The following is a 14,781-nucleotide window of genomic DNA, read 5'->3' as shown; positions in this document are numbered from 1 at the left end:
CGATCCGTTCACGGCGTTGTACAGTGACAACGTCCACTCTTTGTTCTCAGGATTTCCAAAAATAAATTTAAATACTCTGTCTTTATACAAGCGATTTGCCTCAGTCAACTTCATTACTCCTTTTCTATTCCTGTTGTCCTGAACAATGCTAATATAAAGAATATCTGGCTCATTACTATTGTAAATCTAGACACGGTTGTTTGCAAGGTACTTTTCATTCATTTCTCTGAATTATCTGTGAAGCTTAGAGTGCTATATAGCAAAAACTGCGGTCTGCCATTTCTGACAGAACCGCGGGGAAACCCAAAGCCTCCACACTCTTTTAGTTTGACAGTTGTATCTTACGGCTTCGCCTGTACAGACATATAAACTGTCTATCCTCTATATATTAAGAAGTAGCGGAACCAAACCACAGTATCCATGCAGGTTTGCGCTTCAAGGTTGGTCGTTTTTACGACCAACCCCAATACCGGACGCCGTCTTAGAGTCTTCAATCCTCTGATTACCTCTCCCGGTCACTTTAGTGACCGGACTTTTTTCGTAACTCCAGCAGTGACGCGGTTTTCCAACCTGCTTTCTGTTATAAATATAGACAGCTTAATTGTCTGTCTCCAGGTGGCACTTCTTTCGTCCATTTTATTGCTTTGTTCAGGAAAGCTGCCACTGCATCGACGCGAAAATCCCAGGCTATACATTAAAATATGAGGATTTGAATCGCTTTTAAACCTGAAAATGAAAACTAACAAACCAAACAGAACAGGCAATGCAAAAAAAGGAACAATTGCTATTCCACGGACTCATTCGCCTCTGGCTTCGAAACTCGGTGCTTCGCACCCCAAACAGTTGAAGCCACTGGCCTCTTATTTCGTCTCATGGAATCACGCAATCGTTCCCTAAGTTTTACTTATGCCTGTTCTGTTAGTTACAGCGCCTTACTGTATAATCTGTAACTACTCCGTTGCATTCTTTTCAGCAACAGCTTTCTTGAAAGCTTTGCCCGCCTTAAAAGCAGGAGCGGTTACAGCCGCAATCTTTAATTTTTCACCGGTATGGGGATTTTTGCCGACACGTTCCGCACGATTCCTGGCTTCAAACGTACCAAGCCCGGCTACCTGGACCTTTTCCTTGTTTGCAACTTTTTCAATCACTTCACCAATCAGTACTTTAACCGTTTTCTCCACATCTTTTCGGGCAAATCCGGTCTTTTCGGCAATCGCCTCTATCAGTTCTGTTCTGTTCATAAAAAGCATCCCCTTTTCTTAAATAATTATAATAAAAAATTAAGGAAACGCGACTTAATTGTTTGCACGCCGACCGATGGCATCGCACAAACTCATTTAATCAGCGTCTCCTTTAATTGATTTTGTTTTTTACAAGACAACACCTGCCATTAAATCTGATTCACCCTTCCACAATTTCAAAATTTTCTTTGTCATACAGATACTCTCCGCCGGCATCGTCCTTAATCCGATACATGATTTTGTTTGCAAGGACTGTCTTGCATTCTGTTACCTCATATATTTTTCCTGCAGTGAGATTTTCTCTGTCATCAACCACACATTTTACTTTCATATATGAAAAATTCCCTGTATATTATTCTTACAGCCCTCAGCTAAGACAAACTCCAAATACATAAAGCGCATCCGCAAAAATATGCACTTTCTTTACCCGCTCTTCGCTACGTCCCTGCTGAACACACCGCCGGTAACACAGTTCTTGCCTTTACGCTTCGATTCGTAAAGCATCCCGTCTGCCATATGGAACATAGTACGTAAATCTTCACCGTCCACCGTGAAACCGGAAACATATCCAGCCGAGATATGCAAAGGCGGTTTTTTCGGGCCTAAATTAACTTGCGAGATATGCGACCGCGCGCGTATCATTTCCAAGTTAAACTGGCTCCAGTTATCATCGAGCCGAATGAGCAGGAACTCATCGCCTCCGTAACGGTAGCAATCCGTATTGGTAAAGGAATCGGAAAGTATGGCGCCGACTTCCGCAAGCGCCTTGTCTCCGGTATCGTGCCCGCACACGTCATTGATGATTTTAAAATCATCAATGTCCAAAAACGTAACAAGCAGACTGCGATTCTTGTATTCCGGATAATTCTCACGCAGCATATTCCGGTTATACAGTCCGGTAAGAGAATCGATATGGCTTTCCTCTTCTAATTCCTCGTTTCTCTCCCGGAGCATTTGCGTAACATTCTGCGTTTTTTCCCGGATGGTGTTCCAGATTTGGCGCAATTTGCTCAAAAACGCCGTAATAACTGTCACGCTGCAGAAGATCATTATCATCTTTTGCAGATTCATCGCTGAATAGCTGAAAAAGCCGTGACCTTCCGAGTAAAAATGCATGGAAAAGAGAACGACCTGCGCGCCGCATATGACGCCTGCTGGAAAGTCAAAGAGACTGGTGCAGACAACAAGACCGGTAAGCAGTACAACTTCCGGATTAGGTATGGATAAATTACGACAGGCAAGCATCAGCGTGACCATAAAGATAAAGGAACCCAGCGTAGTACAAATCACTGTTCTGCTGTCATTCCTGTATTTATGCTGCTTTTTACGTTTTTTTCTGATTTTGGAATCCGGCACTATAGGCTCCTTCATTATAATATAACGGAAATTGGTTCAGAAACTGAGTCAAAATCAAAAGAGTGCGGAATTCACCATCAATCCCATTAAACTGCAGCAACTGAATGAGAATTATTATACTTTGATTTAAATTATAACTAAATACAATTATTATGTCAATAAAAAGCAACTGTAAACAGTTATCATTCTTCAGTTTTATTGACCCGAATACAAAAATACAATATTATAATGTCGCTGTCCGACAGTTATCTTGTCAAAGACGTTTACAGAAAGGGTATGCCATGGATTTGGGGCAACGATTACAGATTTGCAGGGAAGCCAAAAAAATAACACAGGCTGAAATGGCGCAGGCATGCCATTTATCTAAAAACTATATCTCCGCAATTGAACGCGGCGTAAATAAATGTACCGCACAAACCCTCATAGCGTACGCGGAAAAACTGGATATGTCATTGGATGAACTGATCGGTCGGGAGAATACCGGCAACATTATTCCGGAACTGCGCAGAATCTTGTCCTCCATGGAACTGGAACAGCAAAAGAAAATACTGCAGATCATACGTCTGATATCACAATAAAACCCCGGCAGATATTTGCCAGGGTTTTTTATTTACGGTGTAACAGTTACTTCGGTTTACCAGTACCCTGGTCGTAAAAACAACCAACCTCGAGAGGAACCCCCCCATATACCCCCCAAAAAAACAAATTGCCCCACGAGGCCGTTCATCTTCAGGGTATTGAACCTGCATGTGCAGGTGGGTGCCTTACCGCCAGTCGCAAAAGTCCACTCGAAGGAGGCCGGTTTTTGAAAGGCGCGACATCAGGCTCCCTTGGTAAATTCGTTGGCTCAGCACGTAGAAAGATGTAACGAACATCGCAGGGTAACTTTTAAAAGGTTATGAAATTTTCCGATTGCAGGCTTGTGTTCCGTGAACCAGAATCTTAAATCAAACCTGCAAATCCTTACACCTATAATATAACAGACCCGGAGCATTTTTTCAATGCTTCGGGCCTGCTTTTACTTTTCTTTTAACACATTTTTTAAAACACAATACGTAGTATTGCCAGTTTGTTAAGGGTGTACACAAAAAGCAGAACGTCTTTTTTGGCTTTCCGCCACTGGCATACCTTTACGTCTGTGCTTACTGTTGCTTCTTGTCTTTTGCAAGCAGGGAGAGCCGGATATGCAGCTCACGCAGCTGCTTGTCGTCTACCAGGTTAGGCGCTTCACTCATCATATCGTTAGCATTCTGGGTCTTGGGGAAGGCGATGACGTCGCGGATAGACGGACGTTTTGCCATCAGCATGATCATGCGGTCCAGACCGAAGGCCAGTCCTCCGTGAGGCGGCGCGCCATATTCAAAGGCCTGCATCATGAAGCCGAATTTCTCCTGGGCTTCCTCATCGGTGAGGCCGATAGCCTCAAAGATGGCATTCTGCACGTCCCGGCGATGGATACGGATGGAACCGCCGCCCAGTTCGACACCGTTCAGCACCATATCGTACGCTTTGGCATACACTTTGCCGGGGTTGGTCTGCAGCATGGGCAGGTCTTCGTCGCAGGGCGCCGTAAACGGATGATGCATGGCTACCCAGCGTTTTTCATCCTCATTCCACTCAAACATCGGGAAACGGGTAACCCAGGTAAAGCACAGCTTGTCTTTATCGATCAGGTTCATGCGTTTTGCCATTTCAATACGCAGGGCGCCCAGAGCCTGTGCTACGGTAGCCGGTTTGTCCGCTACGAAGAGCAGCAGGTCGCCCGGTTCCGCGCCGGCAGTTTCTTTAATTTTGTTCAGATGGGCTTCGTCAAAGAACTTGGCGATGGGCGATTTCACACTGCCGTCCGGCTGGATCTGCATCCAGGCCAGGCCTTTGGCGCCGTAGATCGCCACAAAATCAACCAGTCCGTCCAGTTCCCGGCGGGGAATGTTGGCATCGCCTTTTACATTGATCGCTTTTACGATACCGCCGTCGGCAATGATATTGTTAAATACTTTGAAGTCGGAACCGGAAACCGCATCCACCATGTTGATCAGGGGCATGTCAAAACGCAGATCCGGTTTGTCGCTGCCATATTTATCCATGGCTTCGTCCCAGGTCATGCGCTGCATGGGCCGCTGGATATCCACACCCAGCGCTCCTTTGAACACGTAGGCGATGAGGCCTTCCATCATGTCCATGACATCGTCCATCTCTACGAAAGACATCTCCACGTCCAGCTGGGTAAATTCCGGCTGACGGTCGGCACGCAGATCTTCATCACGGAAGCAGCGGGCAATCTGGAAATATCGTTCATATCCGCCTACCATCAGCAGCTGTTTGAAAATCTGAGGAGACTGGGGAAGCGCGTAGAACTTACCGGGATTCACACGGCTGGGCACCAGATAGTCCCGGGCCCCTTCCGGCGTGCTCTTGCACAGCATGGGGGTCTCGATTTCCAGAAAACCATTGTTGTCCATATAGTCCCGCATCAGCTTGGTCACTTTGTGACGCAGGATCAGATTGGCCTGCATCTCCGGACGGCGCAGGTCCAGATAGCGGTATTTCAGGCGCAGATTCTCATCGGTGTCGATGCCGTCCTGAATATAAAACGGAGGTGTCTTGGCGCCGTTCAATACATTCAGTGTATGGGCCACCACTTCAATTTCACCGGTAGCAATGTTGGGATTCACAGTCTCTGCATCCCGTTCCCGTACCTTGCCGAAAACCTGGATCACATATTCGCTGCGAACGGCTTCCGCATTTTTGAAGCTTTCCCCCGCATCCGGATCGATGACTACCTGGCAGATACCGGAACGGTCCCGCAGGTCAATAAAAATCAGTCCGCCATGGTCGCGGCGTTTGGATACCCAGCCGCACAAAGCCACCTCTTTGCCGGAATCCGCTTTCGTCAGGGTTCCGCAATGATGATCGCGTTTAAACTTTTCACTCATTCTTCTGCACCTCTGTTTTTAAAATAGTTATAATTTCAGCAATGGGAATTTCCCGCTGGTTATTATCTTTATCTTCCGTGGTCATATCACGAAGTGTCACCATGTTTCGTGACAGTTCATCTTCCCCGAAGATCAGCACGAATTTTGCGTTGAGACGGTTCGCCGCTTTCATTTGGGCTTTCATGCTGCGCTGCTGGTAATCGTAAGCCGCGCAGACACCTGCTTCTCTTAATTTTTCCACCGTAGTGAAAGCAAGAACCGCAGCTTCCGGTTTCGGCGCAACGGCAAATACATCGATCGTTTCATCTGAGGCAGGCAACAGGTTCTGGCTTTCCAGCGCCAGAATCACCCGCTCCATCCCCATGGCAAAACCGATGCCCGGCGTAGCAGGTCCGCCCACTTCTTCTACCAGACCATCATAACGGCCACCGCCTAATACGGCACTCTGGGCGCCCAGGGGCGTATACTGGATTTCAAAAGCGGTCCTTGTATAGTAATCCAGACCGCGCACCAGGGTAGGATCGATGACAAAGTCCACGCCGGAGGCTGTCAGCAGTTCCTGTACCCTGGCAAAATGCTCTTTACAGCCTTCATCCAGACACTCTGCCAGTTTAGGGGCTCCGGCTGCCAATGCATGGCATTTCTCATTTTTACAGTCCAATATGCGCATGGGGTTCCGGTCAAAACGGGAACGGCAGTCTTCGCAGAGTTCCTCCAGATGAGGCCGGTAATAATCCTGCAGCTTCTGCCGATAGGCCGGACGGCATTCCGGACAGCCCACCGTATTGATCTTCAGTTGCAGATCTTTCAGCCCCAGTTTCTGTAAAATCTGCACAGCCAGCAGGATAATTTCCGCATCCGCGTTAGGACCCGGGGCTCCCAGCAGTTCCACGCCAAACTGGTGGAACTGACGCTGCCGGCCTGCCTGGGGCCGGTCATACCGGAACATGGGTCCGATATAGAACAGCTTGGCCGGATCCGGTTCCGCATACATTTTATGTTCAATGAACGCCCGCACGGCGGAAGCCGTATTTTCCGGACGCAGTGTGATGCTCCGTTTACCCCGGTCAATGAACGTGTACATTTCTTTTTCTACAACATCCGTCGTATCCCCGATGCCACGCTGGAATAATTCCGTGTGTTCAAATACCGGGGTACGGATTTCTTTAAAGCCAAAACACCTGCACAGGTCACGCAGGATTCCTTCCACGTAGCGCCAGGCGTCTACTTCTGACGGAAGGATATCTTTGGTGCCGCGCGGCACTGAAGTTAACACGCAGACTCCCCCTTCAATTGCAAAAGCTGCTATGATTTATAACCAAAATTCATGCCGGTTTTTTCGTAAAAGAAAACCTGCATAACAGCTTACCATATTTGGTAATTAACAAGCGATATATATTGTACCACTTTTCACGCAGGCTGACAATCATCTGCGTAAAAGTATGAATTTTTATAAAGAAAAAATGTTGCAACGATACTATGAAGACAGTTTAAAACCGTCTTTCGTTATTCCTGTCTTTCCCGTTCCATCTGTTCTTTCCGCTGCTGCACCATCTGGTCATCTGTGGGATCAGTCGTCAGGGTTGCGGCAATCTCCTCAATAGTCAGTTCCCCTTCCGTATCGTTCCCGTCATAATGCCATAATTCATCATACAACACACGGTACACAGCAGCCACCGGCATGGCAAAGAGCATGCCCAAAATACCGAAGAGTTTACCGCTGATCATTAAGGCCAGGAGGATTACGACCGGGTGAAGCTTAATCTTTTTCCCCATTACGGTAGGCTGCAACATCTGACTGTCTATGGTGTAATAGATAATATAAAAAACAGCGACGCACAATGCCGTATCCGGCGTCGTGGAAGTATAGGCAACGAAAATCGCAGGGATAGCGGAAATCATCGGTCCGATAACCGGAATGGTTTCTGCCAGCAAAGCGATAAGGCCAAAGACCAACGGATACGGAACACCCAAAATCAACAGTACAATGGTCACGGACAGCGCCGAAAGCATACTCATGATCCACAGGCCTTCCACATAGCCACTGATGGCCACGCCGATCCGGGCCAGTACACGGCTGACCTTGGGACGGGCATCCGGCGTGAACAGGTCCGTAATCATCGTGCAGAGCTGCCGCCAGTCTTTCAGGAAATAAAAAGCCAGGAACGGCACTACGATCAGTCCTACCAGATTTGCTACCATCTGCACCGTAGAATTCAGCAGATTCCGTGCCACATTAGCCAGAAAACCCATGACAGCATTGATGGCATCTTCTAACAGACCTTCCAGACTGGACGGCAATACAGGCGCCCCTTCAGCCACCGGTTCTTTCAAGATACGCAGCAGGGATTCTCCCTCCATCTGTTTGGAATACTCCGGCAGTTTTGCCAGCAACTCGTTCAACTGTTCAAACAGAGGCAGCACCACAAAAGATATCACGATCAACCCAAAAATAGCGGAAGCAATAAACGCCAGAATGATAGCGACCACCCGTGACGGATGCATACCCGTTTTCCCCAGCTGCAAACGGACGAAAGCCCTGGACAAAGGGTACAGGGCAAAAGCCAGACCGATAGCCAGCAAAATCGGGAACAGGAAAGAGCTCATTGCGTAAAGTACTGCAGAAATCGCAAAGGCAATGAGGAACTTTATGATTGTATGCTGTTGTATGAAATGAATGTACGGATTTTTCATTTTACTGTAAAAACGGATTACGTTTCCTTTCCCACCCAACGTTAGTAGCGGGTCCATGACCCGGCAACAACATCATATCGTCTTTCAGAGGTAAAATCTTTTCTTTTATGGATTGCAGCAATTCTTTGTAGTTGCCGCCAGGCAGATCCGTCCGCCCGATGGACTCCGCAAAAATCGTATCCCCGCAGAATACTGCGTCTTCCACTACATAACAAACACCCCCCGGCGTATGACCGGGAGTCGCCAGAACTTTAAACCGGAGACCTGCCGCTTCAAATTCATCGCCGTCTTTTACGATCACATCCGCTGCACCGTAATTTTTAGCCGGCCCGGGAAAGAACATCGAAGTGGAATGGGTCAGCCGATCCGCGTCCCCGGCCGCAATGTACACTTTGGCTTTCGTACCTTCCCGCACCTCTTTCAGCCCGCTGATGTGATCCGCGTGACCGTGTGTCAGCAGGATGGCATCGATGGTCAGGCCGTATTTTTTTACCACATCCATAATGCGGTCCCCGTCATCGCCCGGGTCCACCAAAACGGCCTGCTTCGTTTCTTCATTTTCTGCAAGATAACAGTTTGTACAGAGAGGGCCCACTTCCATCAATCTGATTTTCATCGTTTCTTTCCTTTCCCGCCTTCCGCGACAACGCTTCCGGTAGTCAACCGTTCTACACTGTAAATCCCCTGGATCCGTTTGATCCGGCTCATAATGGTTTCCAACTGTCCGATATTGGTAATATCCAGGCCCAGATGAATCGTCGCCATCTTGTTTTTATCAGAATGGCTGCTGATATTATTGATATTGATTTTATTCTCGCTGATGGCCATCATAATGTCCACCATAATGCCCGGCTTATCCGTTGCGATAATCACGATGTTCGCCTTATATACATCATCCGTGGCAACATCCCAGGTCACATCGATCAGGCGGCTCTGTTCCTCCGGATTATTGGACATGACGTTGGGACAGTCCGTCCGGTGAACGGAGATGCCGCTGCCCCGGGTGATATAGCCGATGACCGGGTCTCCCGGTACCGGATTGCAGCACCGGGCCAGTTTTACCATGATACCGTCCTCGCCTTTCACCAGAATACCGTGGCTGGACTTGGCCTTGGAAGTCCTGGGCTTCAGTTCCGCCAGCAATTGGGACAGATCTTTTTTGCTTTGCAGCTGCTTTTGCTGTTCCTGCTTGTAAATGTCCACCAGCCGGGACATGATAGCCGTCAGGGTCGTTCCCCCGTATCCCAGGGAAGCCAGCAGTCCGTCCACATCCGGCAGGCGCAGTTTCTCTGCCACGGATTTCAGTTTATCCTGACTGGCAAATTCTTTATGGTTATAGCCCAGCCGCTTGCATTCCTTTTCCAGCATGTCGCGGCCGCGCTCAATGTTCTCTTCCTTGCGTTCCTTTTTGAACCAGGACTTGATCTTATTGCGGGTATCGGATGAGCCGGCAATGTTGATCCAGTCACGGCTGGGACCGGAAGCCTGCTTGCTGGTAATGACTTCCACAATATCGCCGTTGGACAGTTTATAGTCCAACGGCACAATACGTCCGTTAACCTTGGCGCCAATACAACGGTTGCCTACATCCGTATGGATCCGGTACGCAAAGTCGATGGGCACGGAGCCAACCGGCAGGTCAATGACATCGCCCCGGGGGGTAAACACAAAGACTTCGTCTGCAAAGACATCCATTTTTACGGTATTGACAAAGTCTTTGGAATCGCTCATGTCATTGTGCCATTCCAGCAGCTGACGCAGCCAGGACAGTTTCTCCGCATAGCTTTTGTCCGACCCGGTAGCCGGATTGGAACCGCCGCTTTCCTTATACCGCCAATGAGCGGCGATACCGAATTCACTGATACGGTGCATTTCGAATGTACGAATCTGGATTTCCAACGGCTGGCCATTGGTAAAGGCTACGGTAGTATGCAGCGACTGGTACATGTTGGACTTAGGTACCGCAACATAATCTTTGAACCGTCCCGGAATCGGGCGCCACAGTCCGTGCACAATACCCAGCGTTCCGTAACAATCCTTTACTGTATCCACCAGTACACGGATGGCCAGCAGGTCATAAATCTCATTCAGTTCTTTATGGTCCCGCATCATTTTTTTATAAATACTGTAGAAATTTTTGGGACGGCCCTGGATCTCACAACGGATATTAACCCTGTCCAGTTCCTGGCGCAGAGTCTCCATGGCGTCGTTGATCATGGCTTCCCGTTCTTTCCGTTTCGTCTTGACCTGTTCTACCAGATTGTAATACAGTTCCGGATCCCGGTACCGGAAGGCCATGTCCTCCAGTTCCCATTTGATTGTATAAATGCCCAGACGATTAGCCAGAGGCGCATAAATTTCCAGGGTTTCCTTGGAAATGGACTGCTGCTTGTGAACCGGCATGTATTTCATGGTCCGCATGTTGTGCAGACGGTCCGCCAGTTTTATGATAACTACCCGGATATCCTGGGCCATGGCCAGGAACATCTTACGGTAATTTTCGATCTGCCGTTCTTCTTTGGAAATATACTCAATTTTTCCCAGCTTGGTCACGCCGTCGACCAGCATGGCTACTTTAGCGCCAAACATTTCTTTCAATTGTTGAAGAGTAGTATCCGTATCCTCCACCACATCATGCAAAAACGCGGCAGCCAGCGTCTCCTCATCCATTTTCATCTGGGCGAGGATATTGGCGACCTGGATTGGATGAATAATATACGGCTCGCCGGAACGCCGCTTTTGATCTGCATGCATCTTAGCAGCAAAGTCATAGGCTTTTTTAACGAAGGCGATCTGCTTTTCATCAAGATAGGTTTTCAAAAACTCAAAGAATTCTTCAATGGTTACATTCTGGTTCTCTTTATCGGACATACTCTATTCCTTCCTTATCTGCGTTTACAAAACCGCCGGTTACCCACCGGCCCAGTAAACGCACAGGTCTCTCAGCGTTTCCGTAAGCTCTGGATCCTGGCGCCGGCTATCCGTAAACTGTTATGATACATTTCCAGCAGCGTATCTTTCTTTGCACACAACCCGATGTAGGTGGGAGACGCATCCAATTGTTTGCGTTCCATACTTCCCATCATCAGATTATCTCCCTCGATCCGGAAAAAATCCAGTTCACGGAAAATACGCAAATCATGTTCCTTTAAACACAACTGATGCTTTTCAGCCTGATATTTCAACTGATCTATCTTGGCGACAGCCTGGGATTGCAACACCCGTTTAATTAACCGGTAGGCATCGACCAGATGATTCCGGTCCGGATATTCCTCCTGAAGCCGTTTCTTTTGCATATATAAATCATCCATATTATACAGGATGTACAAAACCGTTCCACCATTCCCATATACAGGGAATTTGCCCCACTGGAAGATATTCTCTTCCGGCAATTCGTAAAAGATGATCTGCTTTTCGGAAGCCTCGCACTGTTCCCCGTAATATCGGATCTTCACGTTGGCACATGACGCAAGTTCCGCTTCTTCCTTGCTGTTTTGATTAATAAACACGGTAAACTGCTGCCCCGAATGCAGAAGCCGTGCCAGCACTGTTTCTTTAAATTCAGAATTCCTGCGGTAGTCATGCAGTTCCATATCCATGCGAAACGCAACAATATCCAGATTAATGCTTTCCGTATTGTTAAAGAAATTGATGCGGGGCTTAAAGGCAATATCCGCCTGGGCATTATTGCAAAGACAAAACTGATACGGGGCGCCCTGCCACATAATACAGTGACAGGACCGGGAACCGATATCGGCAAAGAAACGCAGATGCGTCAGTTCCTGCCCAAACAGACGCGGATTATGCAATTCTGCATTTCGAAGCATGAAGATTGGAACCGGATTCTCACAGCCAAAAGGTTCCAGCAACTGCAGTTCATGTAAAAAGGACAGTGTCAGTTCCTCGTGGCGGTCCCACTCAACATCCACAGCCAGATGCGGCTGATAATCTTCCGGCTGCAGGCTGTTTCTGATCACGTCCGTAAAATGTTTTCTGAAATCTTCTATCTTACTGCTTTCCAACGTCAGGCCCGCGGCCTGACTGTGACCTCCAAACTGTACCAGATCGGCGGAGCAGGCATCAATAGCGTCATACAAATCCAGCGGAGGGATGCTGCGGCAGGAGCCTTTGGCAATCTCCCCTCTGATACTGATCAGAATAACCGGACGGTAATATTTATCTACCAGTCTGGACGCCACAATACCGATTACGCCGGGATGCCAGCCTTCCTGTGCTTCGGAATCCCAGTGTCCCGCCAGTACAATTGCCGGACCGATGGAATCCTGTTCTGCCAGCAGCGCTTCCGCTTCCGTAAAAATCTGGCGGCTGATTTCCTGACGCACCGCATTTTCATCATTCAGGTTATTCGCCATGCGTTCTGCGGCTTCTTCATCCTTTGTAATCAGAAGTTCCACGGCCAGCTGTGCATGCTCTAACCGGCCCACTGCGTTCAATCGGGGCGCCAGAATAAAGCCGATTTTTTCTGTAGTAATCGTTTCCCGGTAGCAGCGGCACACCTCCAGCAGTTTGCGCAAGCCTGTAAGGGATGTAGTCTCCATGGCTTTCATCCCCCGTTTTACCAGCGCCCTGTTTTCATCCTGCAGCGGTACAATATCCGCCACCGTACCCAGGGCAACCAGTTCCGTATACTGTTCCCAGAACGGAGCCTCCGGGTTACGCAGCTTTTCCAATGCCTGACAAACCTTAAACGCCACACCCACGCCGGACAGTCCTTTAAACGGGTACCTGCAGTCCGTCTGCTTGGGATTGACGATGGCAAATGCTGCCGGCAACAGTTCCGGCGGGCGGTGATGGTCTGTAATAATAATATCCATTCCCCGCGGCGCTTCCGCCACTTCTTTTACTCCGCTGATGCCGCAGTCTACCGTAATGACCAGCGTAATGCCTTCCTCATACAAATACTGCAACGCTTCATTATTCAGGCCGTATCCTTCGCCCTCCCGTTTGGGAATATAGGTAGAAACATTCGCCTGTAATCCGGTCAAATACAAATACAGCAAAGAGCTGGCAGTTATGCCGTCCACGTCATAATCCCCATATACGGCAATCTTCTCGCGGCCCTCCACCGCCTGCAGGATCCGCTCTGCCGCCAGCCTCATATCTTTCATAAGAAAAGGATCATAGTAAGTATCCTTTTTCCCAAATAAAAAATCCCTGATCCTGTTTTCTTCCCTCAGCCCCCGATTCCATAATATCCCTGCAGTGACCGGGGATATTTCCAGTTTCGCGGCCAGTGCTTTTATCTCTTCCTTATCATAGGTCTTTAAATCCCAATACTTGTATCGTTTCATTTCTGTTTACAAAATCCTCTCCGTACGCCCACCCTTCTTGCGGCCTTTGTGCCAAGTTTCCTGTCTGTTATAGACTTGCTATTTTCTGCCAGGGTGAAGCAACTGATTTTTTTAAAACTTTTGCCTATTATATTATTGTATCTAAAAACACGTAATCTGTGAATAGTTTTTTCATATTTATTTTAAGGAGACGCTGATTAAATGGAAAGACTGCGATATAAACCGCAGTCTTCCTCAAAATTCATTCTTTTTACCGATACAATTCACCGATCCGGTCATATTCCGGCATAAATTTCTCAAGGAAATAAGGCGTATATTTGGCTTCTCCTCCATGTTCCCACTCATTCAGAAAACCTATGAGAGTTTCCACTTTATTCGTCAGGGAACGAATTTCATTTCGGACTTCACCCGGCATAACAGTACCTTCCAGCAATTTTCGCATCGCATTCAGCCGGTCTGTCAGTTTTGCGCAGGAAGTCTTGCGTTCCGCAGGGGTCGGCGCCTTTGCATCAGGACCGTTCGGATACATGGATTCCATCAACCGTTCTACGTCATCATAGATCCGGTCCAGTTCCATCATACATTCCGTTGATGCTTTCATTTTACTCAGTAAAACCTCCTGGGTGCCGACATAATCAATATGTGCATACCGTTCCCAGCCGTTGACCATTTTTACACGGGCCCAGTTCCCTTTCACTTCCAGAAGTCTGACCGGTTCCCCAAACCGATACGCTGCCACAGGGGCAATATTTGTGTTTGGCTCGTCCCGGATCCACACATTACGGCCGGTAATAAAATATGTCTGTCCAACCACCGCCTGCTGCCCCTTGGGAAATGCTTCTGCAGTCAGTCCATTCATAAACACTGTGACAAACAATGCCATTACCAGGATAAGCTTTTTCATGTTATCCCTCCATCAGACAATCCATGTTATTGAAATCAACGTTATTAACTATTCATAAACTAATATATTGTATTATACCATAAGCACCTGTTATTTTTGCATTGCATCCGCAAAATATTTTAGAACAGGTAATCCAAAGAGCCGTTCTACCGGTAACATGTCCATACAGCTTTTCTTTTTGCTGCACAAAAAAAGACCATCCCATCAGGATGATCTTCTCACATTTATTAATATTTGGTGCCGCTGGCCGGAGTCGAACCGGCACGCCCGCAAAGGCGCTTGATTTTGAGTCAAGTGCGTCTGCCAATTCCGCCACAGCGGCACGTAAAAAACGGAAC

At 47.9% G+C, this 14,781-nt stretch carries 11 protein-coding genes, 1 tRNA gene and 1 other RNA gene; 1 reads left to right on the top strand and 12 read right to left on the bottom strand.

Features of this window, described 5'->3' with window-relative positions; genetic code table 11:
* Nucleotides 1-950 precede the first annotated feature (950 nt).
* The 3 genes from QZV31_RS04375 to QZV31_RS04365 all read right to left on the bottom strand — a co-directional run bounded on the left by QZV31_RS04375 (nucleotide 951) and on the right by QZV31_RS04365 (nucleotide 2,597).
* Complete coding sequence (locus tag QZV31_RS04375) at nucleotides 951-1,241, bottom strand: HU family DNA-binding protein (RefSeq protein WP_295358492.1); 291 nt, start codon at nucleotides 1,239-1,241, stop codon at nucleotides 951-953.
* Nucleotides 1,242-1,401: 160 nt separating this feature from the next.
* Entirely contained in the window at nucleotides 1,402-1,572 is a 171-nt protein-coding gene (locus QZV31_RS04370; protein ID WP_176760478.1) for a hypothetical protein, read from the bottom strand.
* 92 nt (nucleotides 1,573-1,664) lie between these two features.
* Nucleotides 1,665-2,597, bottom strand: a complete 933-nt coding sequence (locus QZV31_RS04365; protein ID WP_295358489.1) for a GGDEF domain-containing protein — start codon at nucleotides 2,595-2,597, stop codon at nucleotides 1,665-1,667.
* A gap of 281 nt (nucleotides 2,598-2,878) precedes the next feature.
* On the opposite strand from QZV31_RS04365, the gene QZV31_RS04360 reads away from it, so the two are divergent.
* The gene (locus tag QZV31_RS04360) at nucleotides 2,879-3,175 is read left to right on the top strand and encodes a helix-turn-helix transcriptional regulator (protein WP_176760480.1); all 297 of its coding nucleotides are present in this window, start codon (nucleotides 2,879-2,881) and stop codon (nucleotides 3,173-3,175) included.
* Between the two features lie 126 nt (nucleotides 3,176-3,301).
* On the opposite strand, the gene ssrS is transcribed toward QZV31_RS04360, so the two are convergent.
* From ssrS to QZV31_RS04315, 9 genes are all read right to left on the bottom strand, one after another.
* A non-coding RNA gene (gene ssrS, locus QZV31_RS04355) (6S RNA) lies at nucleotides 3,302-3,483 on the bottom strand.
* Nucleotides 3,484-3,739: 256 nt separating this feature from the next.
* Entirely contained in the window at nucleotides 3,740-5,533 is a 1,794-nt protein-coding gene (gene aspS / locus QZV31_RS04350) for an aspartate--tRNA ligase (protein ID WP_295358486.1), read from the bottom strand.
* Complete coding sequence (hisS, locus tag QZV31_RS04345) at nucleotides 5,526-6,809, bottom strand: histidine--tRNA ligase (protein ID WP_295358485.1); 1,284 nt, start codon at nucleotides 6,807-6,809, stop codon at nucleotides 5,526-5,528. The genes aspS and hisS overlap by 8 nt, the downstream gene beginning before the upstream one ends.
* 230 nt (nucleotides 6,810-7,039) lie before the next feature.
* Nucleotides 7,040-8,227, bottom strand: a complete 1,188-nt coding sequence (locus tag QZV31_RS04340) for an AI-2E family transporter (protein ID WP_295358502.1) — start codon at nucleotides 8,225-8,227, stop codon at nucleotides 7,040-7,042.
* A gap of 1 nt (nucleotide 8,228) precedes the next feature.
* Nucleotides 8,229-8,843 carry an MBL fold metallo-hydrolase gene (locus QZV31_RS04335; RefSeq protein WP_295358483.1) on the bottom strand — a complete coding sequence of 205 codons (615 nt, stop codon included), beginning with the start codon at nucleotides 8,841-8,843 and terminating at the stop codon, nucleotides 8,229-8,231.
* Nucleotides 8,840-11,098: a bifunctional (p)ppGpp synthetase/guanosine-3',5'-bis(diphosphate) 3'-pyrophosphohydrolase gene (locus QZV31_RS04330; RefSeq protein WP_295358481.1), complete on the bottom strand. Its 2,259-nt coding sequence runs from the start codon at nucleotides 11,096-11,098 to the stop codon at nucleotides 8,840-8,842. Before QZV31_RS04330 ends, QZV31_RS04335 begins: the two co-directional genes overlap by 4 nt.
* 71 nt (nucleotides 11,099-11,169) lie before the next feature.
* Nucleotides 11,170-13,539 carry a single-stranded-DNA-specific exonuclease RecJ gene (gene recJ, locus QZV31_RS04325; RefSeq protein ID WP_295358480.1) on the bottom strand — a complete coding sequence of 790 codons (2,370 nt, stop codon included), beginning with the start codon at nucleotides 13,537-13,539 and terminating at the stop codon, nucleotides 11,170-11,172.
* 250 nt (nucleotides 13,540-13,789) lie between these two features.
* Nucleotides 13,790-14,443 (bottom strand): SH3 domain-containing protein, encoded by a 654-nt coding sequence (locus QZV31_RS04320; RefSeq protein WP_295358478.1) that lies wholly within the window; start codon nucleotides 14,441-14,443, stop codon nucleotides 13,790-13,792.
* Nucleotides 14,444-14,678: 235 nt separating this feature from the next.
* Nucleotides 14,679-14,765 (bottom strand) — tRNA-Leu (locus QZV31_RS04315).
* Nucleotides 14,766-14,781 lie beyond the last annotated feature (16 nt).

Origin of the sequence: uncultured Succiniclasticum sp., assembly GCF_902793885.1 — a bacterium.
GTDB lineage: Bacteria > Bacillota > Negativicutes > Acidaminococcales > Acidaminococcaceae > Succiniclasticum.
The sequence above is the reverse complement of the archived record's forward strand: the minus strand, read 5'-3'. Positions and strand labels throughout refer to the sequence as shown.

Coding starts and splice junctions, on each gene's coding strand:
- QZV31_RS04370 (WP_176760478.1), bottom strand. CDS start 1,572: ATGAAAGTAAAATGTGTGGTTGATGACAGAGAAAATCTCACTGCAGGA.
- QZV31_RS04320 (WP_295358478.1), bottom strand. CDS start 14,443: ATGAAAAAGCTTATCCTGGTAATGGCATTGTTTGTCACAGTGTTTATG.
- QZV31_RS04360 (WP_176760480.1), top strand. CDS start 2,879: ATGGATTTGGGGCAACGATTACAGATTTGCAGGGAAGCCAAAAAAATA.
- aspS (WP_295358486.1), bottom strand. CDS start 5,533: ATGAGTGAAAAGTTTAAACGCGATCATCATTGCGGAACCCTGACGAAA.
- QZV31_RS04335 (WP_295358483.1), bottom strand. CDS start 8,843: ATGAAAATCAGATTGATGGAAGTGGGCCCTCTCTGTACAAACTGTTAT.
- QZV31_RS04340 (WP_295358502.1), bottom strand. CDS start 8,227: ATGAAAAATCCGTACATTCATTTCATACAACAGCATACAATCATAAAG.
- QZV31_RS04375 (WP_295358492.1), bottom strand. CDS start 1,241: ATGAACAGAACAGAACTGATAGAGGCGATTGCCGAAAAGACCGGATTT.
- QZV31_RS04330 (WP_295358481.1), bottom strand. CDS start 11,098: ATGTCCGATAAAGAGAACCAGAATGTAACCATTGAAGAATTCTTTGAG.
- recJ (WP_295358480.1), bottom strand. CDS start 13,539: ATGAAACGATACAAGTATTGGGATTTAAAGACCTATGATAAGGAAGAG.